The sequence below is a fragment of the Phycicoccus jejuensis genome, from assembly GCF_044797865.1.
Classification (GTDB): domain Bacteria; phylum Actinomycetota; class Actinomycetes; order Actinomycetales; family Dermatophilaceae; genus Phycicoccus; species Phycicoccus jejuensis.
The window spans coordinates 535,041-559,674 of record NZ_CP085209.1; the positions used below are offsets into that span (position 1 = coordinate 535,041).

Annotated in this window: 24 protein-coding genes; 3 read left to right on the forward strand and 21 right to left on the reverse strand. The window is 74.6% G+C overall.

All coding sequences use genetic code 11. From position 1 onward, the window contains the following. Window positions 1-18: 18 nt before the first annotated feature. The 7 genes from LG324_RS02440 to LG324_RS02470 form a co-directional block, all read right to left on the reverse strand. The gene (locus tag LG324_RS02440; RefSeq protein ID WP_404351522.1) at window positions 19-1,212 is read right to left on the reverse strand and encodes a helix-turn-helix domain-containing protein; all 1,194 of its coding nucleotides are present in this window, start codon (window positions 1,210-1,212) and stop codon (window positions 19-21) included. Window positions 1,213-1,346: 134 nt separating this feature from the next. Continuing rightward, window positions 1,347-2,105 (reverse strand): hypothetical protein, encoded by a 759-nt coding sequence (locus LG324_RS02445; protein WP_404351524.1) that lies wholly within the window; start codon window positions 2,103-2,105, stop codon window positions 1,347-1,349. Between the two features lie 124 nt (window positions 2,106-2,229). Beyond that, on the reverse strand, window positions 2,230-2,700 hold the full coding sequence (locus LG324_RS02450) for a GNAT family N-acetyltransferase (RefSeq protein WP_404351526.1): 471 nt from the start codon (window positions 2,698-2,700) through the stop codon (window positions 2,230-2,232). Further along, entirely contained in the window at window positions 2,697-4,145 is a 1,449-nt protein-coding gene (purB, locus tag LG324_RS02455) for an adenylosuccinate lyase (RefSeq protein WP_404351528.1), read from the reverse strand. Before purB ends, LG324_RS02450 begins: the two co-directional genes overlap by 4 nt. Window positions 4,146-4,218: 73 nt before the next feature. Next, window positions 4,219-4,734 carry a low molecular weight protein-tyrosine-phosphatase gene (locus tag LG324_RS02460; RefSeq protein WP_404351530.1) on the reverse strand — a complete coding sequence of 172 codons (516 nt, stop codon included), beginning with the start codon at window positions 4,732-4,734 and terminating at the stop codon, window positions 4,219-4,221. 53 nt (window positions 4,735-4,787) lie between these two features. Next, window positions 4,788-5,495, reverse strand: coding sequence for a dethiobiotin synthase (bioD, locus tag LG324_RS02465; protein ID WP_404351532.1), 708 nt, complete (start codon window positions 5,493-5,495; stop codon window positions 4,788-4,790). Then, the gene (locus LG324_RS02470) at window positions 5,492-6,622 is read right to left on the reverse strand and encodes an 8-amino-7-oxononanoate synthase (protein ID WP_030527082.1); all 1,131 of its coding nucleotides are present in this window, start codon (window positions 6,620-6,622) and stop codon (window positions 5,492-5,494) included. Before LG324_RS02470 ends, bioD begins: the two co-directional genes overlap by 4 nt. Window positions 6,623-6,735: 113 nt before the next feature. On the opposite strand from LG324_RS02470, the gene LG324_RS02475 reads away from it, so the two are divergent. Then, window positions 6,736-7,680, forward strand: coding sequence for a hypothetical protein (locus tag LG324_RS02475; protein ID WP_404351533.1), 945 nt, complete (start codon window positions 6,736-6,738; stop codon window positions 7,678-7,680). After that, the gene (locus LG324_RS02480) at window positions 7,677-8,051 is read left to right on the forward strand and encodes a GntR family transcriptional regulator (RefSeq protein ID WP_404351535.1); all 375 of its coding nucleotides are present in this window, start codon (window positions 7,677-7,679) and stop codon (window positions 8,049-8,051) included. The genes LG324_RS02475 and LG324_RS02480 overlap by 4 nt, the downstream gene beginning before the upstream one ends. A 105-nt stretch (window positions 8,052-8,156) precedes the next feature. On the opposite strand, the gene LG324_RS02485 is transcribed toward LG324_RS02480, so the two are convergent. From LG324_RS02485 to LG324_RS02515, 7 genes are all read right to left on the reverse strand, one after another. Beyond that, window positions 8,157-9,473, reverse strand: coding sequence for a S8 family serine peptidase (locus LG324_RS02485; protein WP_404351536.1), 1,317 nt, complete (start codon window positions 9,471-9,473; stop codon window positions 8,157-8,159). A gap of 16 nt (window positions 9,474-9,489) precedes the next feature. After that, on the reverse strand, window positions 9,490-11,628 hold the full coding sequence (locus LG324_RS02490; RefSeq protein ID WP_404351538.1) for a hypothetical protein: 2,139 nt from the start codon (window positions 11,626-11,628) through the stop codon (window positions 9,490-9,492). A 113-nt stretch (window positions 11,629-11,741) separates the two neighbouring features. Then, window positions 11,742-13,058: an adenosylmethionine--8-amino-7-oxononanoate transaminase gene (locus LG324_RS02495; RefSeq protein ID WP_404351540.1), complete on the reverse strand. Its 1,317-nt coding sequence runs from the start codon at window positions 13,056-13,058 to the stop codon at window positions 11,742-11,744. Window positions 13,059-13,180: 122 nt separating this feature from the next. Next, window positions 13,181-13,735 carry an NADPH-dependent FMN reductase gene (locus LG324_RS02500; RefSeq protein WP_030527076.1) on the reverse strand — a complete coding sequence of 185 codons (555 nt, stop codon included), beginning with the start codon at window positions 13,733-13,735 and terminating at the stop codon, window positions 13,181-13,183. 106 nt (window positions 13,736-13,841) lie between these two features. After that, window positions 13,842-14,087, reverse strand: coding sequence for a hypothetical protein (locus tag LG324_RS02505; protein WP_404351542.1), 246 nt, complete (start codon window positions 14,085-14,087; stop codon window positions 13,842-13,844). Between the two features lie 5 nt (window positions 14,088-14,092). After that, window positions 14,093-15,106, reverse strand: a complete 1,014-nt coding sequence (gene bioB / locus LG324_RS02510; RefSeq protein ID WP_404351544.1) for a biotin synthase BioB — start codon at window positions 15,104-15,106, stop codon at window positions 14,093-14,095. Window positions 15,107-15,224: 118 nt separating this feature from the next. Next, the gene (locus tag LG324_RS02515; protein WP_030527073.1) at window positions 15,225-15,950 is read right to left on the reverse strand and encodes an AIM24 family protein; all 726 of its coding nucleotides are present in this window, start codon (window positions 15,948-15,950) and stop codon (window positions 15,225-15,227) included. A gap of 119 nt (window positions 15,951-16,069) precedes the next feature. Between LG324_RS02515 and LG324_RS02520 the strand changes: the two genes are divergently transcribed. Then, on the forward strand, window positions 16,070-16,582 hold the full coding sequence (locus tag LG324_RS02520) for a hypothetical protein (RefSeq protein WP_404351547.1): 513 nt from the start codon (window positions 16,070-16,072) through the stop codon (window positions 16,580-16,582). A 358-nt stretch (window positions 16,583-16,940) separates the two neighbouring features. Here the strand turns inward: LG324_RS02520 and LG324_RS02525 are convergent, their stop codons facing one another. From LG324_RS02525 to LG324_RS02555, 7 genes are all read right to left on the reverse strand, one after another. Beyond that, the gene (locus LG324_RS02525; RefSeq protein WP_404351549.1) at window positions 16,941-17,324 is read right to left on the reverse strand and encodes a hypothetical protein; all 384 of its coding nucleotides are present in this window, start codon (window positions 17,322-17,324) and stop codon (window positions 16,941-16,943) included. Beyond that, window positions 17,321-18,163: a M56 family metallopeptidase gene (locus tag LG324_RS02530; protein WP_404351551.1), complete on the reverse strand. Its 843-nt coding sequence runs from the start codon at window positions 18,161-18,163 to the stop codon at window positions 17,321-17,323. Before LG324_RS02530 ends, LG324_RS02525 begins: the two co-directional genes overlap by 4 nt. A 147-nt stretch (window positions 18,164-18,310) precedes the next feature. Beyond that, window positions 18,311-18,751 (reverse strand): BlaI/MecI/CopY family transcriptional regulator, encoded by a 441-nt coding sequence (locus tag LG324_RS02535; RefSeq protein WP_036829083.1) that lies wholly within the window; start codon window positions 18,749-18,751, stop codon window positions 18,311-18,313. Between the two features lie 2 nt (window positions 18,752-18,753). Beyond that, window positions 18,754-20,394: a thiol reductant ABC exporter subunit CydC gene (cydC, locus tag LG324_RS02540; protein WP_404351553.1), complete on the reverse strand. Its 1,641-nt coding sequence runs from the start codon at window positions 20,392-20,394 to the stop codon at window positions 18,754-18,756. After that, window positions 20,391-21,980, reverse strand: coding sequence for a thiol reductant ABC exporter subunit CydD (gene cydD, locus LG324_RS02545; RefSeq protein WP_404351555.1), 1,590 nt, complete (start codon window positions 21,978-21,980; stop codon window positions 20,391-20,393). The genes cydC and cydD overlap by 4 nt, the downstream gene beginning before the upstream one ends. A 16-nt stretch (window positions 21,981-21,996) precedes the next feature. Further along, window positions 21,997-23,028 (reverse strand): cytochrome d ubiquinol oxidase subunit II, encoded by a 1,032-nt coding sequence (cydB, locus tag LG324_RS02550; RefSeq protein WP_404351557.1) that lies wholly within the window; start codon window positions 23,026-23,028, stop codon window positions 21,997-21,999. 19 nt (window positions 23,029-23,047) lie between these two features. Continuing rightward, complete coding sequence (locus LG324_RS02555) at window positions 23,048-24,505, reverse strand: cytochrome ubiquinol oxidase subunit I (protein WP_404351559.1); 1,458 nt, start codon at window positions 24,503-24,505, stop codon at window positions 23,048-23,050. Between the last annotated feature and the right edge of the window lie 129 nt (window positions 24,506-24,634).

The following is a 24,634-nucleotide window of genomic DNA, read 5'->3' on the forward strand; positions in this document are numbered from 1 at the left end:
CCTGTCGGACATGTGGTGTCAGGACCTTTCGGACAGTAGTGGCCTCCAGGTGGTGCGGTCCTGGTAGCGGCGGGTGGGGTCGATGTGGAGGCGGGCGATGAGGGTGGCCTCGTGGAGGATGACCACGTCGTGGTGGTCGCGCACCACGGTGACGGTGGCGGCGGCCCAGGAACGGCCGATGCTGGTGACGGCGTCGCGGCCGAGGTTGACGTGACCGTTGGGGGCCACGGTGAAGCGGGTGGTGGTGACCGGGCCGGGGAGGGGTTGCGGGCTGGGCAGGGCCTTGGCGGTGGCGGTGTAGCGCTCGTGGGGGGTCTGGTCGGGGTCGAGGGCCTGGTGGGGGCGTTCGGTGTTGAACAGCACGTCGTAGGTGTCCAGGAGGCGTTGCAGCTCGGGGATGCCGCGGGCGGGGGCACGGGCGGTCAGCCAGCGGCGTAGGGGCTGCCAGTCGCGTTCCTTCTTCCCGCAGGTCTGGGGATGGTGCGGGCTGGCGGTGACGGGCTGGGTGCCCAGGGCGCGCACGCGGGCTTCGAAGGCGGTCATGGCGTGGGCGATGCGGCGGCCGTTGAAGGCCAGGGAGTTGTCGGTGAGCAGCATCGCCGGGGGGCCGTGGCGGGTGGCGCAGGCAGAGAACAGCTCCCACGCGTCGTGGCTGTTCTCGTTGGGGGCCACCCGGGTGCCCAGGATGTAGCGGGAGTGGTCATCGATCAGCCGCAGGATGCACACGGTGGAGGCGTCGGCCAGCCTCCACTGCTTGCCGTCCAGCTGCCAGCAGGCGTTGGGGCGGGGGTGCTCGAAGCGGCGGTAGGAGGAACGAGGCCGTTTCGCCGGCTGGGGGGTGATCAGTCCTTGACGGCACAGCACCCGGTGGATGGTGCGCGGCTGCGGGACATCGACGATCCCGGCCCGGCGTAGCCGGGCCGCGATGCTGCGCGCGCCATGGTCCCAGCCCGCGGCCGCCAGCTCCTGCCGGGTCGCCACGATCAACGCCACCATCGAGGCCGGTGTGGCCGTGGGAGAGCGCGAGGGGCGGCTGGAGTCATCCAGCAGCCCCTCCACACCCCGAGCGCGAAACCGCCTCAGGTACCGGTAGTAGGAGTCACGGCCGATGCCCAACGCGGCGCACTTGGCCGCGACCGTGCCCTCCGCATCCAGCATCGAGACGAACGCCACCTGCAAACGTGCCTCCATCGGCACCGACTTCCCGGCCATGAGCAATGCTCCCGGCCCGCTCGGTGTCCGACAGGTCCTGTCACATCAACCGTCCGAAACGTCCTGTCACTCGACACCGGGCGGCACCGGCGGGTTCACACGCGTTCGCAGAGAGGTGGAGGCGGAGGGGGCGGTCAGTCGCGCGGCGGGGCGACGATCTCGAGCGGGGCGCCCCAGCCGTCGTAGGTGATGGTGACCCTCGAGTCCCCCATCGTCGCGTTCGCGTCGCGCAGCAGGCCGTCCTCGTCGACCCGGACGATGTAGGTGACCGTGCCGGGCGACCCGGGCTGCGTCACCATGCCGAGCGCCGCCCAGGCGGCGTCCGCCCGCACGGCGACGGCGTAGGTGGTCAGGGTGTGGCCCTCGACCACCTCCGTCCTGCCCCGCGTCACCGACCGGACGCCGTCCTGCCATGCTCGGACGTGGTGCGACGGGCCGGCGGCCTCGAGTCCCTCCGGGCGTTCGTCGACCTCCGTCCACGGCGACCCGAGCGGCTCCTCGTCCTGGGTCCACACGACGTCGTCGATGACGACGACGTTGAGCGACTGCTCCGCGTCCCGCAGGAGGACCCGCTGTGCACCAGTCGAGAGCAGGAGGTCGGCGTTGAGGAACTCGTAGTCCGAGTCGACGACGACGTTGACCGAGTCCTGCCCCTCGACCTTCTCGAGGAGCCCACCGAGGAACGCCTCGGCGTCGACCGGCCCCGGCGCCGGGGTGGCCGACGTGGACGCAGCGGTACGCGACGCCGCCGGCGCGGTGGTCGGGGCGGTCGCGCCTCCGGCCGGGGTGCCGGTGCACGCACCCAGCGTCATCGCGCCGCCGACCGCCACGAGGGCAAGAACGGTCCGACCGCGCCACGAGGCGCGACGGAGCTCAGCGGTGGACCCACCCACGATGCAACCCCCTGGACGACTGGGCGCAGTCTCCCACCGCGAACGCGTGTGAACCCGCCGGTCGGCGCCGGCGTGTTCACACGCGTTCGCGGGAGGAAGGGGCGGGAGGAGGGGGCGGGCAGCGTCAGAGGGTGCGGGTGAGGAAGGTGCTGTGGCGGTCGGGGCGGTAGTCGCCGAAGGGCTCGCAGTCGACGAACCCGTGCGCGCGGTAGAGGCCGCGCGCCGGGGCGAAGACGTCGCCGGAGCCGGTCTCCAGGTTGACCCGCGTCGCACCGGCCGCGCGCGCCTGCTCCAGGGCGTGGTCGAGCAGCCGTCGCCCGAGGCCGGAGCCGCGCAGCGAGGGCGCGACCCGCATCGTCTTCAGCTCGAGGTGGCCGCCGCCGAGGTCCTTGAGCGCCACCGACCCGACGAGCGCGCCGGCCGCCTGCGCGACCCACAGCCGCACGGCGGGGTCGCGGAACTGCTCCAGCGAGAGCGCGTGACGGCTGCACGCCGGCGCGGTGGGCTCCATCTCGGCGAGGTGCTCGGCGACCAGCACGGCCAGCCGCGGGTCCTCGAGCCGCGCCGGGACGATGGCCACTGCCGCCGTGCTCACGGCAGGTGCCGCACCAGGGTGGGGGCGAGGCCGACGTAGGTCGCCGGCGTCATCGCGGCGAGGCGCTCCTCGACGTCGGCGGGCAGCCCGAGGCCGCGGACGAACGCGACGAGGTCGTCCTGGCCGATGCGGCGGCCGCGGGTCAGCTCCTTGAGCCGCTCGTACGGCTCCTCCATCCCCGGCACGCCGCGGGCGCCGAGCGCGCGCATCGCGGACTGCACCGGCTCTCCGAGGACCTCCCAGTTGGCGTCGAGGTCGGCGGCCATCGCGGACGGCACGGCGTCGAGGCCGTCGAGCCCTCGGTGCGCGTTGTCGATGGCGAGGAGGCTGTGCCCGAACGCGGTGCCGATGTTGCGCTGCATCGAGGAGTCGGTGAGGTCGCGCTGCAGGCGACTCTGGACGAGCGTCGAGGCGAGCACGTCGAGCAGGGCGTTCGAGACCTCGAGGTTGGCCTCGGCGTTCTCGAAGCGGATCGGGTTGACCTTGTGGGGCATCGTGCTCGACCCGACGGTGCCCTGACCGCGCACCTGGGCGAAGTAGCCCATCGAGATGTACGTCCACACGTCCGTGCACATGTTGTGCAGGACGCGGTTGAAGCGCGCGACGTCGGCGTAGAGCTCGGCCTGCCAGTCGTGGCTCTCGATCTGGGTCGTCAGCGGGTTCCACGTGAGGCCGAGGTGCTCGACGAAGGTCCGGCTGATGTCCTCCCAGTCGGCCTCGGGCACCGCGGCGAGGTGGGCGCCGTAGGTGCCGGTGGCGCCGTTCAGCTTGCCGAGGTACTCGGCGTCCTCGATGCGGCGCAGCTGGCGGCGCAGGCGCCACGCGAGGACGGCGAGCTCCTTGCCCATCGTCGTCGGGGTCGCCGGCTGGCCGTGGGTGTGCGCGAGCAGCGGCACGTCGGCGAGCTCGGTGGCCATCGACGTCAGCTGTTCGACGAGGGCGTTCGCCCGCGGCAGCCAGACCTGCTGCACCGCGCCCTGGACCATGACGCTGTACGAGAGGTTGTTGATGTCCTCGCTCGTGCAGCAGAAGTGGATGAGCTCGGCGAGGCCGGCGTCCTCCTTGGCGGGCGCGATGTCGCGCAGCCGCGCCTTGAGGAAGTACTCGACCGCCTTGACGTCGTGCTGCGTCACCCGCTCGGTGGCCGACATCTCGTCGATCTCGTCGGCGCCGAAGGTCGTGACGACGGCCCGCAGCCGGGCCTTCTCGTCGTCGGTGAGGCGGCGCACGCCGGGCACGACCTCGCGGTCGGTCAGGTGCAGCAGCCACTCGACCTCGACGTGCGCGCGGGCACGGTTGAGCGCCGGCTCCGACAGGTGGTCGACGAGCCCGGCCACGACGCCGCGGTACCGGCCGTCCAGCGCCCCGAGCGCGATGGGCGGGGCGACGTCGACGAGGGACTGGGCGGCGTGGAGCCCGGACGCGACCGGGGGCGTGCTCGACATGGCCCCCATCCTCCCAGAGTGCGCGCGGGCGTCGTCCCCGGCGTCCGGGCGCCGCCCGCTGCCGGGTCGGCGGTCAGGCGTCGAGGGCGCGGCGGACGTGCTCGACGATGCCCGGCACGGCGGCGCGGATCTCGTCGTAGGTCTGCTCGTACTCGGCGTCGCCGCCGTACCAGGGGTCGTCCATCCCGAGCTCGCCGACGGCCACGGCGTCCGGGTCGAAGGAGCGCACCAGCCGGACCTTCGCGGCGTCGTCCTCGTCGCGGGCGAGGCGGCCGAGGCGCTCGGCGTGCGGGTGGTCGGCGGCGAGGACGAGGTCGGTGTCGTCGAACCAGTCGGCGTGGAACTGCCGGGCGCGGTGGGCCGACCAGCCGACGTCGGGATGGCCGTGCCGGCGCAGCGTGGCGATGGTCCGCGGGTGCGCCGGGTTGCCGAGCTCCTCGGCGGAGGTGCCGGCCGAGTCGACCTCGACGCGGTCGCCGAGGCCGGCGTCGTCGAACGCCTCGCGCAGGAGCATCTCGGCCATCGGCGAGCGGCAGATGTTGCCGTGGCAGACGACGGTGACGCGGTAGGGGTGGTCGCTGGCGCTCATGCCCCCATCATCGCCGGGCTCCGTGCGGGTGCGGCGCCCGCCCCGGCCGGTCGTCAGGAGATGTCGAACCAGCCCGGTGCGGCGGCGGTGAAGTCCTCGGCGGTCATCGACCCCGCACCCGCGGGGATGCGTCCCCAGAGCGGCGCCCCGGTGACGCGCGGGAGGTCGACGAGGTTCTCGGTCTCGGCGAGCCCGGGGTCGGCCGGCCACGAGCCGACGACGACCCCGATGAGCGGCAGCGAGCGGGCGGCGAGCGCCTCGGCGGTGAGCTGGGCGGTGCTGAGCACGCCCAGGCCCGGCGACGCCACGAGCACCACCCCGCAGGAGACGCCCTTGTAGCGCAGGGCGGTGCCGAGGTCGGCGAGCGTGCCGCCGCGGGAGTCGAGACGCACGAGCAGGCCGCCCGCGCCCTCGACGATGGTGACGTGGGCCTGCGCCGCGAGCTCGCCGATCTGCCTGGCGTGCAGGGCGACCGGCGGAAGCGTCACGCCCTCGCGGCGGGCCGCGGCCTCCGGGGAGAGCGGGTCGCGCAGCCGGAGGAGCTCGTGCGTCACGAGGTCGGTGCCGACGAGCCGGCGCACCGCGTCGACGTCACCGGGGTCGCCCGGGCCGACGCCGGTCTGGGTGGGCTTGACGACCTGCACCTCGGAGCCCCGCCCGCGGACGAGTGCCGCGAGGGCGGCGGTGGCGACGGTCTTGCCGACGTCGGTGCCGGTGCCGGTGACGAGGACGACGGAGGGGAGTGCGCGCGGGTCGCTCACTGCTCGCGCCCGGGGACGATCTCGGCGAGGACGGCTGCGGCACGGTCGAGGTCGTGCGCCGTGTGGTGGGCGTGCGCGGTGAGGCGCAGCCGCGACGTGCCGTCGGGGGTCGAGGGCGGGCGGAACGCGCCGACGCGCACCCCGAGCGCGAGCGCCCGCTCGACGGCCTCGACCGTCTCGTGCGGCCCGGGCATCGGCACGGACATGACGGCCCCGGTCGGTGCCTCGACCCCGACGGCCTCGGCGAGGCGGGCGGCGTTGGCGTGCAGGCGGGCCGGGAGCTCCGGGTGGTCGCGCAGGACCTCGAGCGCGGCGAGCGCCGCACCGGCCGCGGCCGGGGCGAGGCCGGTGTCGTAGACGAACGGCCGGGCCGTGTTGACGAGGTGCTCACGGACCTCGGGGGCGGCGAGGACCGCTCCGCCCTGGGAGGCCAGCGACTTCGAGAGGGTCGTCGTGACGACGACGTGCTCGGCGCCCATCGACCCGGAGGCCGCCACGAGGCCGGCGCCGCCCGGCCCGACGACCCCGAGCGCGTGGGCCTCGTCGATGACGAGCAGGGCGCCGGCCTCGGCGGTCAGCGCGACGAGGTCCTCGACGGGCGCGACGTCACCGAGCACGGAGTAGACCGACTCCGCGACGACGACCGCGCGCGGGGTGTCACGGCGGGCCAGGAGCTCGGCGACGTGCTCGAGGTCGTTGTGCCGCGAGACCGTCACGGCGGCCCGGGCGAGGCGGCAGCCGTCGATGAGCGAGGCGTGGGCGTGCTCGTCGCTGACGACGAGGGAGCCGGCGTCGGCGAGGGTCGTGAGGACCGAGAGGTTGGCCGCGTAGCCGCTGGAGAGGACGAGGGCCGAGGGGGCGCCCGTCATGGCGACGAGCGAGGCCTCGAGCTGCTCGTGGACGTCGAGCGTGCCCGTGACGAGCCGGGAGGCGCCGGCGCCGGTGCCGTAGGTCTCGACGGCGGCGACGGCCCCGGCGACGACGGCGGGGTGGTGCCGCAGGCCGAGGTAGTCGTTGCCCGCGAGGTCGAGGACGTCGCGCGCCTTGGTCGTCACGAGACGCCGGGTCAGGCCCACGGCGTCGCGGGCCGCGGCGGCGTCCCTGATCCAGTCCAGCGGGCTGCTCATCCCTCGATCCTGCCATGCCCGGCCACCGGCACTTGTGACAAGTCCTTGACACAAGTGCCGCGAGCAGTCATCCTCCTTGTGTCAAGCATCCGGTACAAGCAAAGGAGACGACCGTGCTCGTCAGCATCCTCGCCCTGCCGCTCGCGCTCGTCGCCTTCGGTGTCGCCCTGGCGCGTCGCCACGTCGTCACCGTCGGGGTCAACGAGCACGCCGAGGTCGTCCGTATCGCCGACCGCACCCGAGGATGGCGGCTCGTCGGCCTCGCCCTGGGGCTCGTCGGCGGCGGGCTGCTGCTCGTCCTCGGGCAGCGGGTCGACGCGCTCGGCCGGCTGACGGCGCTCGCCCCGGCGGCCGTCGGCGCCGGGGTGCTGCTCGGCACGGTCGTCGGCGAGCTGGCGGCACGGCCCTCCGCCGGGGTCCGGCGCACCGCGGTCGTCGAGACGCGGACCGTGCGCTCGGTGCTGCCGCGGGGGCGGGCGACCCTCCTCGCGCTCGCCACCGTGGCGCTCGGCGGGGTCCTCGCCGCCGGGACCGCCTGGGGTTCGCCGGACGACCTCGGCCGCGCGGGTCGCGCCCTCTCCGAGCGGTGCACGCTGCTCGTCGACGGGGTCGCGACGCAGGTGGCGGGCTCGCGCGGGCCGTGGCCGGGGTCGTTCTACGCCCTGCCGCTCGCGGCGTCGTCCGGCGTCCTGGCGCTGCTGACGGTGCTCGCCCTGCGGGCGGTCGTCCGTCGGCCCCGCCCCGACCCGCACGGCCTCGGCCTGGACTCGGTGCTGCGCCGGTGGTCGGCCGGGACGGTCCTCACCGCCGCGCTCTTCGCGGTGCTCGGCACCCTCGGGCCGGTCGCCTCGCTCATGGTCGCGCCGCTCGCCGACCTCGACTGCGGCACCCCGGCCCAGGCCGTCGGCCGCTGGGTCGTCACCGTCCTCGGCCCGCTCGCGCTCGTCGGGGCGGCCGCCGCGCTCGGGGCGCTGCTCGTCACGCCGCGCGTGCGCGTCGACGACCTGCCGCGCCCGCTGCCGGGGGACGCGGCGCCGGTCGGGGCCCCGCGGCGATGACGCTGCAGTCCGTCACGGTCGACGTCCTCGACCCGACACCGCCCTACGAGCAGCTCCGGCGCCAGCTGGCCGACCTCGTCGGTTCCGGCGTGCTGGCGCCGGGCGACCGCCTGCCCCCGGTGCGGCAGCTGGCCGCCGACCTCGGGCTCTCGCCGGGCACGGTCGCCCGCACCTACCGCGAGCTCGAGCAGTCCGGCCACGTCCGCTCGCGCCGGGGCGGGGGGACCCGTGTGGCGCCGCACCCCCCGACCACCTCGACCCCCGAGCAGGCCCTCGAGGAGGCCGCGCACGCCTACCTCGAGCGGGCCCGCGTCCTCGGTCTCGGCCCCGCCGAGGCCGCTGCGGCCCTCGACCGCCTCACCCCCCGCTGACCCAGCCCCACCCGCCCCACCTTTTCGGGGGCACCCCGAAATGTCCACGAGACCCCGGCTCGGAGCCGGGGTCTCGTGGACGAACCCTTGTGTCGGGGTGCTGCCTCAGCCGGTGAACACCCGCAGGCCGCGCGGCGTGCCGATGCCGCTCGGGGCGTCGTAGCCCTTCACGCCGCGGCAGAGGTAGTCGCCGCCGCAGAAGCCGTTCGTGCCGCCGACGACGTCGTTGACGAAGGCGGTGCGGCCGTACAGCGCGCTCGTCCGCACGGTCCGGCCGGCGCGGGCCGCCCCGACCATCCCCGCGACGAGCGGCGCGGACGTGCTCGTGCCGCCGAGGACCACCCAGTCCGGGCCGAAGGGGTTCTCCCACGTGTCGTAGACGGCGACGCCGGTCTGCGGGTCGGCGACCGCCGAGATGTCCGAGACCGTGCGCATCGCGCAGTGCGTGTCCTTCTGGCCGGCCGGCTTGGGGAACCACGCCGAGCACCCGCTGCCCGCGAACTCCCAGACCCGCTCGGACCAGCCCCGTGCACTGGTGCTGCGGCGCAGCGACGTCCCCCCGACCGCGATGACGTCCGGCAGCGCCGCCGGGAAGCTCGCCGTCGTGAAGCCCCAGTCGCCCGAGGAGACGACGCTGATCATCCGGTCGCTGCGGTAGGGGCGCTTCACCGTGAGCGCGAAACCGGACTCGTCGGCGCCGTAGCTGTGCGACGCGACGCTCGCGCCGAGACGACGGGCCGTCTCGGTCGCGGCGGCGAGGTTCTCCAGCGACGGGTCGTCGGCCGTGACGAGGAGGATGCGGCAGGTCGGGCAGGCGGCCGAGACCATCTGGACGTCCATCGAGCCCTCGAGCGCCCAGCCGGGGTCGCCCGCCGGGAGGGGCGCGGCGCGGCCCTGCTGGTTGACCTTGCGGAAGCAGCCGGTCGACGAGCGGCACGGCGGCAGCTTGTACGTCGCGCGGTAGACGGCGAGGTCGGCCTCGGCGTGGGGCACGTCACCGGCGATGAGCACGGCGACGGTGGCGGTGCTGCCCGTCGCGGGGAGCCCGTAGGCCTTGCGCAGCTGGTCGGCGCCGTAGCCCGGCGGGCGGGTGGCCGCGGTGGCGAGGGCCCCGGTGCCCCGCGCCCCCACGAGGCGGTCGGTCGCGGCGCTCGCGGCCAGCCCGGCCTGGCGGGTGACGCGGTCGACGCGGCCCTTGGCGAGGCACCGTGCCTTGCCCGGACGTGGTGTCGCGCAGGCGTTCTCGACGACCGCGGGCGCGGTGAGCGTCACGTCCGCCGTGGCGGGCGACGGGTCGAGCGGAGCCGCGCTCGTCGGGGCGGCCACGAGGGTCGCGCCGACGACGGCGGTGGCGAGGAGGGCGCCCGCGGCCCGCAGGATGCGGCGGCCGGGACGGGGGGAGGCGGTGCGCTGACGGTTCATCGTGGTCTCCAAGGTCTCAGCGCACGGTCCACGCGCGGGTGATGGTCTGGGTGACGGTGCTGCTCGCCGAGTCGTTGGCACGGACGCGCAGGTCGGCGGTGCCGGCCGAGCGCGGGACGCGCAGGTCGAGGGCGAACGTGGTCGGCCCGGTACGGGTCCACGGCACCGTCGTCCACGGCCCCGAGCCGTACCTCACGTCGACGGCCAGGCTCGTCACGCGGGCCGTCGACAGGTAGGGCGTCAGGGTGAGGGTGCCGGTGCGCCGGCCGGGGAGCACGGTGCCGTCGTCCCCGATCCGGAGGTCGTAGCGCGGCTCCAGCATCGCGAGCGCGCTGCACGGCCCCACGCCGTCGAGGCAGTACTCGCCGGGCACGCTGCCCCGCGCGGTCCGCGGGACCTGCCAGGTCGTCGTGGTCGTCGAGTCCGCGAAGCCGAGGCGCCGCATCCGCTCGCGGTGCTGGATGACGACGGGCGCCGTGCCCTTCGGCAGCTCGACGAGGTCGACCATCGGGCCGTCGGACTCCCGGAGCACCCGCCCCGCGGTCGAGACCGACCACCGGACGCGCGACGGGTCGTCGACCAGGCCCCAGTGCGCGGGGTCGTTGTCGGAGAACGACGGCACGCCGAGGAACAGATAGCCGTCCTGGAGGCACGCGCCGCACACCGGGAAGGTCGGGCTCGGTCGGACGATGCTCGGGTGCGACGGCCGCTGGTTCCACACCTCGGAGTGCGAGGTGCCGGGGACGATGGGCCGCTCGGCGGACGTGAGGTACTCCGAGCCGACGTTGCTCTCCCAGTCGTAGGCGGCCGTGTACGACGCCGACACCGTGAGGCCCGCGCTGCCGCCACTCCACACCGTCGTCCGGGCGGGGGCCGGCCGGAAGAAGCCGATCCCGATGCCGCTGCCGTTCGGAAGGGTGATGCCGTGCTCGATGAGTGCGTCCATACCGCTGCGTGCCGTGCTGCCGCGGTACCGGTGCGTGACCTGCATCAGCTCCGACGGCTTCGGGTCGAGGGTGATGTCGGCGGGCAGGGCGCCCGGGAAGGAGGCACCGAGGTCGTACTGGTACGCCGGGGCCACGGGACGCCCGCGCTGGGCGGCGATGTAGCTGTAGTCGCTGTCGAGGGACCCGTGGACCACCGAGCCCGCCGGCACCGGCGAGTAGCGCACCGGCAGACCGTCGAAGCTCCACATCCCCAGCGACAGAGACCCGTTCTGCGTCGCGTCGACGCGGTTGACGTCGAGCGCGGCGAAGAGGGCGTCGGTCGGCTGCGGGGTGCTCGCGCGTGGCCGGGCCGTGGCGGTGGCGACGTCGAGCCGCAGCGTCGTCGGGCCGGTGACCAGGGCCTCGGGCTGGATGGCGAGCGCGCTCGAGGTCGGGTCGTCGAACATCGCAGCCACCTGGTAGTGGCCGGCCGGGACGCTGAGGCGGGTCTCGCCGCCCAGCGTGAACCCTGCGGTGACCGCCTTGCGCATGTCGTCGACGTTGGCGAGGATCACGAGCCCCTCGACCGGCTTCGCGCCGTCGCCCAGCCGGATCCTCACGGTGTGCATCGGGAAGGTCGGGCGGACGGTCGGCGAGGCGGCGGTGATGCCGGCGACGCCACGGAACACCGATGCGGCGGAGCGGGTCCGCAGGGCCTTCGCGAGCGCGGCCGACGACTGCGCGGTGACCACCCCGGTGGCGGTGCGCCCGGAGCGCTTCGTGATGCTCACGCCCGGGACCGCGGTCGGGGTCGAGGTGGAGTCGTACGTGACGGTGACCGGCGTCTGCGCCGGCTTGGTGGCGAGGGTGCGGGCGTCGAAGAGGGAGAGGTCGAGGCGGCCGACGAGGGGGCGGACCGCCGACGGCACGACGTACGTGTGGTCGGTCGTCCGCACGACCGAGAAGGACGAGCGCGACCCCGGGCTGCGGGTGACCGTGAGCGGCCGCCCGGCCCCGGGCAGCGTGACGACGTCACCGGTGATGAGGCGGACCCGCTGCGCCGCCGAGAACGCCGAGGCGTCGACGGCCGGGCTCGCGGTGGCGGCGCGTGGCGCGAGCGTCGGTGGTGGTGCGGCGTCGGCCGGGATCGTCAGGCCGGCCGCGGCGAGGGCCGCGACGGCGGCGACGGACGCGGCGCGAACCGCGGTGGAGATGGGTCGACGGCGCATGCTGTTCTCACCTTCAGGAGTCCCCGGGCACTGCTGTGGTGAGCGATGTCTACTCGGTATGTGCGCGGCTCCACAAGAGTCTTGCGAGAACTCGCAACCGTGCCCGTCGGCCCTCAGCCGTGGACGTCCGCGACGGCACCGACGAGGCCCGCCGTGAGGGTGGCCAGGTCCGCGTCGGAGGTGACGTAGGGAGGCATCGTGTATACGAGGTCGCGGAACGGCCGGACCCAGACCCCGCGGGCGATCGCCGCGGCGGTGACCTCGGGGACGCGTACCGGCTCACGCAGCTGGACGACGCCGACGGCACCGAGGACCCGAACGTCGGCGACCGCGTCCAGCGTTGTCGCAGAGGCGAGCCCGTCGCGCAGGCCGGCCTCGAGGCGCGTGACCTCGGCCTCCGTGTCGCGTCGGGCGAGGAGGTCGAGGTTGGCGACCGCGACCGCGCAGGCGAGCGGGTTGGCCATGAACGTCGGGCCGTGCATGAGCCCTCCGGCGGCGCCCCGGCTGACCCCCTCGGCGACCTCGCGGGTGCAGAGCACCGCCGCCAGCGTGAGGTACCCGCCGGTCAGCGCCTTGCCGACGCAGAGGATGTCCGGGGTCGTGGTCACGCGGTCGCCGGCCCAGCGCGGGCCGGTGCGGTGGAAGCCGGTCGCGATCTCGTCGTGGATGACGAGGGCGCCGTGCTCGCGCGCCAGCCCGTGCAGCACCTCGAGGACCCGCGGTGGGTAGACGTGCATGCCTCCGGCGCCCTGGAGGACCGGCTCGAGGATGACCGCGGCGATGTCGGCAGCGTTGCGCGCGAACACTTCTCGCGTGGTGGCTTCCCACGCGACGAGGGCGAGATCGTCCGCGGCGAGGTCGATCCCGCCGGGCGGGCGTGGGACGAAGACGTGCTCGGGCAGGACGCCGCGGAAGAGCGCGTGCATCCCGCTGTCGGGGTCGGTGACGGACATCGGTGAGAAGGTGTCGCCGTGGTAGCCGCCGCGGACGGTGAGGAAGCGGGTGCGTCGGCGGCCGGCGCCGAGCTGGTACTGGAGCGCGGCCTTCATCGCGACCTCGACCGAGACCGACCCGGAGTCGGCGAGGAAGACGTGCTCGAGCCCGGCGGGGGCGAGGGCCAGCAGGCGCCGGGACAGCTCGACGGCCGGCTCGTGGGTCAGGCCGCCGAACATCACGTGGGCCATGCGGTCGAGCTGCTCGGTGACGGCGGCGTCGAGCTCGGGCACGCGGTAGCCGTGGACCGCGCACCACCAGGAGCTCATCGCGTCGACGACCTCGTGCGCGTCGCCCGCGGCGTCACGCAGGCGCAGGCGCACGCCCTCGGCGGACTCGACGACGTACGGGTCGGTGGGCGTCAGCGCGGAGGAGTAGGGGTGCCACACGTGCGCGCGGTCGAAGGCGCGCAGGGCGGCGAGGGCGGCGGCATCCATCGCGGCCCATCATGCCCGTCGGTTCGTGCGGCCCCATCACGGCGAACACGTGTGAGCTCGCCCGGGGGCACCGGCGTGTTCACACGCGTTCGCTGGAGAGGCTCGAGGGGTGGGGGAGCGCCTCAGGCGGCGTCGCGGGCGCGCTCGACCTTGGCCGCGAGCGAGCGGACGAGGTCGCGCAGGGCGGCGTCGAGCTCGGCGTCGGCCAGGCGGCCCTCCTCGAAGGCCTGGAAGGCGGAGCCCACGCCGACGGTGTCCTCGAGGACGTCGGCGCCGGCGACCGTGAGGACCTTGACGCCCTCCTCGCGGGCCCACTGGGCGGCGCGCGGCGAGCCGCTCGCGCCGAGGACGGCGGCGGGCTTGCCGGCGACGGCCGCGGCGCCGCGGGGGCGCGAGACCCAGTCGACGGCGTTCTTCAGCGCGCTCGGGAGGGAGCCGTTGTACTCGGGGGTGACGAGCAGGAGCGCGTCGTGGTCGGCGACGGCGTCGCGCAGGTCGCGGGCGACCTCGGGCAGCGCGTCGTCGTGGTCGAGCTCCTCGGAGTAGTGCGGGAGGTCGGCGAGGCGCTCGAAGACGGTGGTGCGGACGCCGGAGGGCAGGTGGGCGACGGCGGCGTCGGCGAGCTGGCGGTTCGTGGAGCCGGCGCGCAGGCTGCCGACGAGGACGAGGACGTTCACAGTGGTGTTCTCCTGGTCGTGGCGATGGGCGGATCGGACAGGGCGATCGACGCTGATCAGGTCGTTGAACGCGCAACGACCCCCGGCTATTTCACCCAGCCGCCCGTCAGCCCCAGGTCGTGCGCTCGACGCTGCCGTGGGCCACGCACGTCGCGGTCCACGCGGCCGGGGTGACCTGCACCTTCATCCGGCGACGGCAGTGCACGCAGAAGCGCGGCGGGTCGAGCTCACCGCGACGCTCGCACGCCGCGTGGTCGCCGTCGGCCAGCGCGAGCCCGCACTGGCCGCACCACGTGCCGGGCTCGTCGCCCCGCGCGACCGGCTCGTGCGCCCCGGCATCCGCGAACACCATCGGGGTCAGAACGTCTCGTTGAGCGCCTTGATGGGCATCTCGAGCTCGTCGAGGAGCGCGAGGTCCTCGCGGGGGTCGCGCCCCAGCGTCGTCAGGTAGTTGCCGACGATGACCGCGTTGATGCCGCCGAGCAGCCCGTCGCGCGTGCCGAGGTCGCCGAGGGTCAGCTCGCGGCCGCCGGCGTAGCGCAGGATCGTCCGCGGCAGCGCGAGGCGGAAGGCGGCGATGGTGCGCAGGGCGTCGCCGGTGCCCATCGGCTCGAGGTCGCCGAACGGGGTGCCGGGGCGGGGGTTGAGGAAGTTGAGCGGCACCTCGTGGGGCTCGAGCTCGCCGAGCTGCGCGGCGAGCTCGGCGCGCTGCTCGAGGGTCTCGCCCATCCCGACGAGCCCGCCGCAGCAGAGCTCCATCCCGGACTCCTTGACCATCCGGCAGGTGTCGAGCCGCTCGTCGAAGCTGTGCGTCGTCACGACCTGCGGGAAGTAGGAGCGCCCCGCCTCGAGGTTGTGGTTGTAGCGGTGCACCCCCATGTCGACGAGCTCGTCGACCTGCTCCTGCGTGAGCATCCCGAGCGAGGCGGCGACCTGGATGTCGACGGCGGCCCGGATGGCGGCGACGCCCTCGCGCATCTGCTCCATGAGCTTCGCGTCGGGGCCGCGGACGGCAGCGACGATGCAGAACTCGGTGGCCCCCGTGGCAGCGGTCTGCTTGGCCGCGCGCACGAGCTCGGGGATGTTGAGCCACACCGAGCGCACCGGGCTCGTGAACTGGCCGCTCTGAGAGCAGAAGTGGCAGTCCTCGGGGCAGCCGCCGGTCTTGAGCGAGACGATGCCCTCGACCTCGACCGCGGGCCCCTGGTACTTCATCCGCACCTCGTGGGCGAGGGCGAGGAGGTCCTGGAGGCGGTCGTCGCCGGTGCGCAGGACCTCGAGCACCTGCTCCTGCGTCAGGGGGACGCCGCGCTCGAGCACCTGCTCGCGGGCGACGTCGAGGATGTCGGTGCCGGTGGCCTGTGCCGTCATGCGGGCGATTGTTGCAGCCGACGTCGCGTCGGGCGCGCCCCCGGGCCGGACGGACGGACCCCCGGCCGGCGCGCGCTGCACCGTCCGGGGGTCCGAGGAGCTCGTCCGAGGACCAGGGTCAGCTGAGGAACTGGCCGAGCATCCCGCCCTGCTGGCCGCCGCCGCCCTGGTGGCCGCCGTCGACGACGTTCTCGCAGGGCTGCACGAGCACGTAGCCCTGGCCGCCGAAGGCCATCTGGAGCAGCTCGCCGGTGCCGCCGCGGATCATCGAGCCGAAGCCGCCGGTGTCGACACGGACGTCCATCGAGACGCCGGAGGTCCACAGGACGACGGCCTGGGCGTCGGCGAAGGTCGGGGAGGAGGCGACGTCGAGGGCAATGGGGTCGCCCTTGGTCGTCACCGCGACGTAGCCGGTGCCGCGCAGCGAGACGTTGTAGAGGCCGCCGGTCATCGCGGCACCGCGGGCCTGGATGCGGTGGATGTCCCACTGGATCGAGCTGGAGAACGCGAGGACGTTGTTGCCGTTGACCGAGATCATGTCGTTCTCGAGGTACATGACCTGGATCTCGGCGGCCTCGTCGGCGACGAAGAGCTCGCCCTGGCCGGAGCACTCCATCATCTTGACGCCCTCGCCGGTCATCGCCGCCTTGAACATCTTGCCCATGCCGCCCGAGCCCTTGTTCGCGAAGCGGACGTCGCCCTGGTAGGCGACCATCGACCCGGTCTTCGCCTGGACGGGCCCGTAGCGCATGTCGATGCGCAGGAGCTTCTTGTTCTGGAGGGAGAACGGGTCCTGACTCTCCTTCTCGCGGAAGTCCTGGAACAAGGAGCCGTGGATCGTCATCGTGCCGCCTTCTCGTGTCGTCGGGGACGGCGTCCCCGCTGTCGTCAACGCTAGAAGAGACGAGGGGGTCGGCACTATGGTTCCGGGGAGTCCCGAGGGTCAGGTCAGGGAGGTCCCGGATGAGCTTCTTCGAGCGGGCGAAGGCGGCGGCGAGCGACCTCGCCGCCAAGGCCGACGTCGCGATGTCCAACGCCGGCGTCAACGTCCCGGGGATGGGGGGCGACCGCGCGCTGCGCGACCTGGGGGTGCTGGCGTGGCTCGAGGCCACCGGCCGCCCCGTCGACGCCGCCGACCGTGAGCGGGTGATGGCGACGCTGCGCGAGCTGGAGACCGCCGGGCGGCTCGGGCCGCTCACGGTGACGCCTGCGCAGCCCTACGGGGCGCCGCCGCCCCCGCCCGGGTCCGCGGGTGCGCCGCCACCGCCCGGGGCGAGTGCGCCACCGCCTCCGCCGCCCGCCCCGGGGGCCGGTGCGCCCCCACCGCCCCCGCCGGGTGGGGTCTCGCCCGCGGGGGACGCGCCCGCCGGCCCGCCGCCGGGCGCCGCCCCGGACCCGCGGCCGCCGCTGCCCGACACCGACGAGCGGCCCCCGTCGTCCACGCCGCCGCCCCCGCCGCCCCCCAGCTGGGCCTGAACGGGGTGGCCGCGGGGGCCGCGCCGACCTGGCGCGCCCACGCCGCGCACATCGCGGATCGAGACGGCAGGGTCCCTGAGAACGGGGAGCCGTGGTGTGCTCTCCCGGGATCCATGCTCCGCGGAAGGTTTACCTTCCCCTCGCAACCACACGTTTCACTCGCGGAAGGTCTACCTTTCGCGGCGCAAGGGATCTGTTGCCGGGTGGCAAGGGAAACCTTCCGCGGGGCAAGGAGTCGCGTGGGTGGGTCCGAGGATGGTTGCGCGCGGAAGGTAAACCTTCCGGAGCGCCAGGAGGCTGGGAGCACACACCTCCGGGGGCGGTGGCGACCGCCCGGTCGCCGATGGGCGGGCGCCGGTCAGGCCCGCCGACGGGCAGCGTCGAGGAGCCCACGGAGCACCGCGGCCTCGGCCGCGGGACGCTCGCCGTCCGCAGGGCGCCCCAGGGCCCGCAGCCGGTCGGCCGCCTCGACCCGCTCCGCCACCTCCTGCTCGACCACCGCTCGCACCTCGTCCTCGGAGAGCTCCCGCCGCGGGACGTCCGCCGCTCCCACCCCGAGGGCCGCCTCCTCCATCGCACCCGCCCGCGGGCGGTCGCCCGACGGGACGGCCTCGGCGTTGCCCAGCGCGGCGAGGGCCGAGCGCAGGGCCGAGACGGTGACCGCGTCCCGGGCCCGCATCGCCGGCACGAGGCCGGCCGACAGGGCCGCCCGCAGGTCGCCCGGCGCCGCCTCGCCGGTCACGACCAGGCCGCCACGAGGAGCGCCAACGGCGCGGCGAGGGCCACCGCGGCGATGGCGTAGGCGGTCGCGGCCAGACGGGGGTGCGGCCCCAGCGCGAGCAGCTGCATCCGGACCGGCGCCGACGTCCCCGCGCCCATCGCCTCGTCGGGGTAGCGGCTCTGGGCGATGGCCACGAGGGCCCGCGCCGTCGCCACCTCCCCGCTGCGACGCACGGCGGCCCGGTCGGCCAGCGCCTCGACGAGCAGCCGCACCTCGGTCAGCGCCCGGTGCGAGCGCAGCGCCGACGGCACCGACTCGTGGAGCACGGTGAAGAACTCCAGCAGCAGGTCGTGCCGGGCCCGCAGGTGCGCCTTCTCGTGCGCGACGACGGCCGCGAGCTGCTCCTCGGGGAGGGTGTCGAGCACGCCCTGCGACAGCACGACCCGCGACGAGCGCCCGGGGATGCAGTACGCCGTCGCGGTGGGGTGCTGCAGGACGCGCAGGCCGTCCCGGTCGTGCTCGGCGACGATGTCGACGATCTCGCGGTGCCGCGACCGGGCCGCCCGGATGCGGGTGCCGACGCGGTGCCCCGACACGAGCACCCGGACGATGAGGGCGGCGCTCACGCACGCGGCGACGACCACGAGCGCCGGGTGCTGACGCAGGTCGTCGGCCCCCGCGAAGAGCGGCAGCGCGGCGGGCGCCACGAAGAGCGCGGCGAGCACCCCGCCGAGCGAGACCGCCTGCCAGGCCACGAGCGCGGCCCGCGGCGCACGCCGGAAGCGCGGCTGGCGGGCGAGCAGCCCGGGCGCCACCCACACGAGGGCGACGGCCAGCCCGGCGAGGACGAGCGGGAGCACGCCCCCATGGTGGCAGGGGAGCCACCGCCGCGTCAGCCCGCCGCGGGCAGCGTCACCTCGGGCGCCCGGGCGCCCGGAGGGCGCAGCGCGGGGAAGGGCGGCAGGAGGGCCGTGGGGCCGGGCGAGGGGAGGTCGGTCTGCGCGGGGTCAGCGGCGCAGCCGACCGCGTAGACCCCGCGGGCTGCTCGCCCTCTCCTCGGCCTTCGCCTCGACCTCGGCGAGCACCGCCTTGATGTCGGCGATCTCCTCCGAGCTCGCGCCGTCGAAGAAGTGCAGGAGGGCGGCCCGGCGGTCGGTGACCTCCATGTCGTCGAGGGTGCGCCGCATCGTCTGCGCGGTGAGGGCCTCGCGGGAGTCGGCGGGGAAGTAGCGCCAGGCGCGGCCCTCCCGCACGCGCGTCACGAGCTCCTTCTTCGCGAGCCGGTCGAGCACGGTCATCACGGTCGTGTAGGCGATCTCGCGGTCGCGCTCGAGGATCTCGAAGACCTCGCGGACGGTCGCGCCGTCGGTGTGGCCGGCCTCCCAGAGGCGCTCCATGACCACGCGCTCGAGGTCGCCGAGTCGGGGTGCGGAGGTCGAGTGCGGCATGGCTACTCCTGGGGGCCGGGACGGACGGAGAGGTCGAGGACGGCGTCGAGACGGTCGAGCGCCTCGGGGCGGTGGCTCACGAGGACGACGGCGCGGTCGCGGGTCGCGTCGAGGACATCATCGAGCACGGCCGTGGCCGTCGGGTGGTCGAGGTGCGCGGCGGGTTCGTCGAGGAGCACGACCGGGCGATCCGCGAGCACCGCGCGGGCGACGCCCAGGCGGGTGCGCTCGCCGCCGGAGAGCCCGCGGCCGCCGGTGCCGAGCCGGGTGTCGACGCCGTCCGGCAGGCCGTCGAGCCAGCCCCGCAGGCCCGCGAGGTCGAGGGCGCGGCGCAGGGCGGTGTCGTCGCAGCCGGGCCGGGCCAGGCGGAGGTTCTCGGCGAGGGTCGTCGCGAAGACGTGGGGCTCGTCGTCGACGACCGCGACGTCGCCACGGGTGTCGGCGAGGGCCAGCCCACGGACGTCGGCGCCGCCGACGGTGTGCCGGCCGCCGCTGACGTCGAGGCTGCGGGCGAGCACGGCCAGCAGCGTGCTCTTGCCCGACCCGTTGGGCCCGACGACGGCGACGTGGCGGCCGGGCACGAGCTCGAGGTCGGTCGGGGCGAGGTCCTCGCGCGCCCCCGTCCACGACGCGCTCGCGGCCTCCAGCCGGACGCCTCCGCCACCGGCGGCGGAGGAGTCGGGGCGGGTCGCCGGGTGCGCGGGCTCGTGCACGGCGGGGTCCTGGTCGAGGAGCCGCTCGAGGCGCGCGCGGCTGCCCTGGGCGCGGGCGAGGGCACGCATCGTGTCGACGAGCGGGGCGAGGGCCTCGCCGACCGCGACCGGCACGAGCACGAGCAGCGCGGCGACCGGGCCCCCGGTGGCGGCCGGGTCGACGACGGTGGCGGCGGCGACCGTCGCGGCGGCCGTGCCGAGCAGCAGGAGGGCGGCGACGAGCGCGCGGCCCCGGCTCTGCCGCCGGACGGCGGCCCGCAGCGTCGCGTGCGCCGCGTCGAGCCAGCCGAGCGCGGCGTCCTCGGCCCCGATGGCCCGCAGCTCGCCGGCCTGGCGGGCGACGAGGTCACCGACGCGGGCGGTCTCGGCGCGGGCGGCGAGCAGCTCGTCACGCGACCGGGACTCGAACCACCACGCGAGGACGCACCCGAGGGCGACGACGACGAGCAGCCCGGCGACGACGAGCCCGACGGCGGGCGCGAAGGCTGCAGTCAGCGCGGTCGCGAGCAGCCCGGCGACGGCGCTGGAGACGAGCGGAACGGTGACCCGGACCTGGGCCTCGACGACGTCGGTCAGGTCGTCGACCACGCCGGTGAGGACGGCCGAGCGCGAGCGGCGCCCGAGGCGCGCCGGGGTCAGCGGCACGAGCGCGCGGTACACGGCGCCGCGCCGGTCGGCGAGGTCGGCGAGCGCCGCGTCGTGCGACACGATCCGCTCGAGGTAGCGGAAGAACGGCCGGGCCATCCCGAACGCGCGCACGGCGACGATGGCCGCGAGCAGGGTGAGGATGACGGGCCGCTCGCTCGCGCGGACGACCAGCCATCCGGACGTCGCCGTGAGGGCGATGCCGGCCGAGGTCGCGGCGCCCCCGAGGAGCCCGCCGAGGACGGTGGCCCGGGTCGGGCGCAGGACGGTCGTGGTGTCGCTCATCGGTGCACCTCCGCCCCGGTCGCCGTGACGACGACGTGCCGGTCGGCGAGGTGCACCAGCTCCGGGCGGTGCGTGACCACGACGACGGTGCGCCGCTCGGCGAGCTCCTGGAGCAGCGCGTGCACCTGGGCGCTCGCGTGCTCGTCGAGGTGGGCGGTGGGCTCGTCGACGAGCAGCACGGGCGCGGTCGACAGGGTCGCGCGGGCGATGGCGACGCGCGAGCGCTGGCCGGCCGAGAGCCCGACGCCGTCGTCGCCGAGCGGCGTGGCCAGGGCCTGCGGCAGGCCGGCGACGAAGCCCTCGAGCCCGACGGCCCGCAGCGCCCCCCAGAGCGCGTCGTCGGGGGCGTCGGTGCCCAGGCGCAGCGCGTCACGCAGGGTGCCGGCCGGCAGGAACGGGCGTTGCGTCACGAGGTGGGTGCGCCCGGTCGCGACGACCCCGGAGGACGGGGTGCGCAGGCCGGCGAGCAGCTCGAGGAGCGTCGACTTGCCGACGCCCGAGGGGCCGGTGACGACGGTGAGGCCGGGGCCGGCGGACAGGGTCACGTCACGGACGACCGGCTCGGGGCTGCCCGGGTAGGCGTACGAGACCTCCCGCAGCTCGGCCCCGACGAGGTCAGCGCTCCGTCCCGCGGGCGAGGGCGCCGGCTGGTCGGCCGTGAGGTCGTCGAGGACGGCGGCCACCGCCTCCGCCCCGTCGGCCGCGTTGTGGAACTCGGCGCCGACCCGACGGATCGGCCAGTAGGCCTCCGGCGAGAGGAGGATGGCGAGCAGGCCGGTCTGCAGCGCGACCGTCCCGTGCGTGAGGCGCAGGCCGACCGTGACGGCGACGATGGCGACCGAGATCGACGCGAGGAGCTCGAGCGCCGCGGAGCTCATGAAGGCCAGGCGCAGCGTGCGCATCGTCGCCGTGCGGTGCCGCCGGCTGACGTCGCCGACGACCTCGGCCTGGCGCTCGGCCCGTCCGTACCCGACGAGCGTGGGGAGCCCGCGCATGACGTCGACGAAGTGGCCGGACAGCTGCGAGAGGGCCTGCCAGCGGCGGTCGGTCTCGTCGCGGGTGGCGGCGCCGATGAGCGCCGCGAAGAACGGGAGGAGGGGCAGGGTGAGGACGACGACGAGAGCGCTCAGCGGGTCGACCCACAGCAGCGCCGCGACCGCCATCACGGGGACGGCCGCCCCGGCGACGAGGGCCGGCAGGAAGCGGGCGGCGTAGGGCTCGACCGCGGCGACCCCCTGCGCCGCGAGGGTGGCGGCGCGGTCGGGGTCCGGGCGCTGCTCCGCGGGAACGGTGAGCCAGCGCCGCAGGAGGGCGCTGCGCAGGGCGGCGGTCACCTCGACCCCGGCCCGGGCGGCCACCCGTTCGGAGGCCCAGCCGAGGCCGGCGCGCCCGACGAGCAGCCCGGCGAGCCAGGCCGCGGGACCGACGACCCCCGCGCCCTCGACGACCGCCACGACGAGCGCCGCGAGGGCGAACGCCGTGCCGATCGTGGCGGCCCCCTGGAGCACGCCGACGACCGCCAGGAGCAGGACGGGGCGGCGGGCCGCGGGGGCGACCGCGAGGACGCGGGGGTCGAAGGGCCTCATCGAGGGGTCAGGGTCCTCACTTGACCGCGACCGGGGCGGGGATGTGGTGCGTCCCGATCCGCTTGCGGAAGGTGTAGTAGGTGTACGCGGTGTAGAGGAGCACGATCGGCGTGAAGACGAGCGCCGCGCCGGTCATGATCTTCAGGGTGAGCGGGCTGCTCGACGCGTTCTCGATGGTCAGCGACCGACCACCGGCGAGGGTGGTCGGCATGACGTCCGGGTAGAGGGCCAGGAAGTACGTGGCCACCGCGGTCGCGGCCGTGACGGCCGTGCCGATGAACGCCCAGCCCTCGCGGCCCTGCGTGTTGGCGTAGATCGCCGCGAGGAGCGCGACGGCGGCGACGACCGTGGTCACCCACGACCACACCGAGCCGGTCGCGACGTTGAGCCAGAGCAGCGTGACCACGGCGAGGCCGGCCGTCACGAGCCCGAGGACGGTGCCCATCCGGCGGGCGTCCTCGCGGATCGACCCGCTGGTCTTCAGGGCGAGGAAGAACGCGCCGTGGGTGAGCGAGAGCGCCAGCACGGTGAGGCCACCGAGCAGGCTCAGCGGGTTGAGCAGGGTGAAGAGGTTGCCCGCGTACTCCGAGTCGGCGTCGAGCGGGACGCCGCGCACGACGTTGGTCAGCGCGACCCCGACGAGGAGCGGCGCGGCGACCGAGCCGCCGATGATGGCGATGTCCCAGCGCTTGCGCCAGGTCGCGTCGTCGCGCTTGCCGCGGTACTCGAAGCCCATGTTGCGCACGATGAGCGCGACGAGGACGAGCAGGAGCGGCAGGTAGAACGCGGAGAACATCGTCGCGTACCACTCGGGGAAGGCGGCGAAGGTGGCGCCGCCGGCGGTGAGGAGCCAGACCTCGTTGCCGTCCCAGTGGGGGCCGATCGTCGTGAGCATCACGCGGCGGCGCTTCTCGGTGTCCTCGGCGTCGGTGCCGGCGCCGAGCGAGGGGAGCAGGGCGCCGACACCGAAGTCGAAGCCCTCGAGGACGAGGTACCCCGCCCAGAGGAGGCCGATGAGGCCGAACCAGAGCAGCTGAAGAGTGTCCATGGTGTGCGAGTCCCTGTGGTCAGTAGGCGAACTGGAGGGGGGCGTCCTCGGGGACGTCCGTGTGGTCGGCCGGGTCCTCGAAGGGCTCGGCGCCACGGCGGACGTAGGTGAGGAAGAGCTTGACCTCGACGACGGCGAGCGCCGCGTAGAGGAGCGTGTAGACGACCATCGACACCCAGACCTCGCCGACGCTGACCGAGGGCGAGACGCCGGTGGCGGTCGTCATCAGGCCGTAGACGAGCCAGGGCTGGCGGCCCATCTCGGTGAAGATCCAGCCGAAGCTGTTCGCGGCGATCGGCAGGAGCGGGGTGAGGACGGCGACCGCGGTCCACCAGCGGGCCTGCGGCACACCGTTCTTGCGGGTGACCCAGAGCGCCGCGGCGGCGAGGAGGATCGTGAGGAAACCGGCGCCCATCATGAGGCGGAACGTCCAGTAGGCGACCGGGATGATCGGCGCGTAGTCGTCGGCCTGCACGAGCGCGGCGACGTCGGGGCCGTACTGCTGGCCGACCTTCTCGGCCATCGCGCGCTCGGAGACCTTGAGGTCGTTGATGCCCTCGACCGTCCCGTTGAAGTCGCCCGTGCCGAGGAAGGAGAGCAGCCCGGGCACCTGGATGACGCGGGTGGCGGTGCTGCCGTCGAGGGGGCCGATCGACAGGACCGAGAACGGGGCGTTGCTCGTCGTGTCGTAGAGCGCTTCTGCCGCAGCCATCTTCATCGGCTGGACCTCGGTCATGATCTTGCCCTGGACGTCACCGGAGACGATGACGCCGAGTGAGGCGACGAGGGAGACGACGGCGCCGACGCGGACGGCCTTGCGGTACATCGGGGCGTCGTCGGTGGCGTGGTCACGGCGCAGCAGCCAGAGCGCGACCCCCATGATCACGGCGCCGCCGACCATGTAGGCCGAGAGGACGACGTGGGGGAAGGTGACGAGCTGGACCTTGTTGGTCAGCACGGCGAGGAAGTCGGACATCTCGGCGCGGCCGGTCTCGGGGTTGAACCGGAAGCCGACCGGGTGCTGCATGAACGAGTTGGCCGTGAGGATGAAGTAGGCCGACAGCACGGTGCCGACGTGGGTGAGCCACATCGAGCTGGCGTGGAGCTTCTCGGGGACGCGACCCCAGCCGAAGATCCAGACGCCGAGGAAGGTCGACTCGAGGAAGAAGGCGAGCAGCGCCTCGAAGGCGAGCGGGGCGCCGAAGATGTCGCCGACGAAGCGGGAGTAGTCCGACCAGTTCATCCCGAACTGGAACTCCTGGACGATGCCCGTGACGAGACCGAGCGCGAAGTTGATGAGAAAGAGCTTCCCGAAGAACTTCGTGAGGCGGTAGTACTCGGGGCGGTGCGTGCGGACCCACTGGGTGTGGAAGTACGCGACGACGCCGGACATCCCGATGGTCACCGGGACGAAGAGGAAGTGGTAGACCGTCGTGATGGCGAACTGCCACCGGGCGACGTCGAGCGAAGATCCCATGCCTTGCTCCTGGAGCGCGTAGTACGACGTGATGTAGTACAAACTACACAACGTCGTAGATCGCGCCCAGCCGTCCCGGTGTGAGGCGGGTCACGCAGGCGAGCCTCCTCACGCGGGCGTCGGAGCGCG

Coding starts and splice junctions, on each gene's coding strand:
- LG324_RS02440 (WP_404351522.1), bottom strand. CDS start 1,212: ATGGCCGGGAAGTCGGTGCCGATGGAGGCACGTTTGCAGGTGGCGTTC.
- purB (WP_404351528.1), bottom strand. CDS start 4,145: ATGTCGAGCACGCCCCCGGTCGCGTCCGGGCTCCACGCCGCCCAGTCC.
- LG324_RS02460 (WP_404351530.1), bottom strand. CDS start 4,734: ATGAGCGCCAGCGACCACCCCTACCGCGTCACCGTCGTCTGCCACGGC.
- LG324_RS02470 (WP_030527082.1), bottom strand. CDS start 6,622: ATGAGCAGCCCGCTGGACTGGATCAGGGACGCCGCCGCGGCCCGCGAC.
- LG324_RS02480 (WP_404351535.1), top strand. CDS start 7,677: ATGACGCTGCAGTCCGTCACGGTCGACGTCCTCGACCCGACACCGCCC.
- LG324_RS02485 (WP_404351536.1), bottom strand. CDS start 9,473: ATGAACCGTCAGCGCACCGCCTCCCCCCGTCCCGGCCGCCGCATCCTG.
- LG324_RS02490 (WP_404351538.1), bottom strand. CDS start 11,628: ATGCGCCGTCGACCCATCTCCACCGCGGTTCGCGCCGCGTCCGTCGCC.
- LG324_RS02495 (WP_404351540.1), bottom strand. CDS start 13,058: ATGGATGCCGCCGCCCTCGCCGCCCTGCGCGCCTTCGACCGCGCGCAC.
- LG324_RS02505 (WP_404351542.1), bottom strand. CDS start 14,087: ATGGTGTTCGCGGATGCCGGGGCGCACGAGCCGGTCGCGCGGGGCGAC.
- bioB (WP_404351544.1), bottom strand. CDS start 15,106: ATGACGGCACAGGCCACCGGCACCGACATCCTCGACGTCGCCCGCGAG.
- LG324_RS02515 (WP_030527073.1), bottom strand. CDS start 15,950: ATGACGATCCACGGCTCCTTGTTCCAGGACTTCCGCGAGAAGGAGAGT.
- LG324_RS02520 (WP_404351547.1), top strand. CDS start 16,070: ATGAGCTTCTTCGAGCGGGCGAAGGCGGCGGCGAGCGACCTCGCCGCC.
- LG324_RS02535 (WP_036829083.1), bottom strand. CDS start 18,751: ATGCCGCACTCGACCTCCGCACCCCGACTCGGCGACCTCGAGCGCGTG.
- cydC (WP_404351553.1), bottom strand. CDS start 20,394: ATGAGCGACACCACGACCGTCCTGCGCCCGACCCGGGCCACCGTCCTC.
- cydD (WP_404351555.1), bottom strand. CDS start 21,980: ATGAGGCCCTTCGACCCCCGCGTCCTCGCGGTCGCCCCCGCGGCCCGC.
- cydB (WP_404351557.1), bottom strand. CDS start 23,028: ATGGACACTCTTCAGCTGCTCTGGTTCGGCCTCATCGGCCTCCTCTGG.
- LG324_RS02555 (WP_404351559.1), bottom strand. CDS start 24,505: ATGGGATCTTCGCTCGACGTCGCCCGGTGGCAGTTCGCCATCACGACG.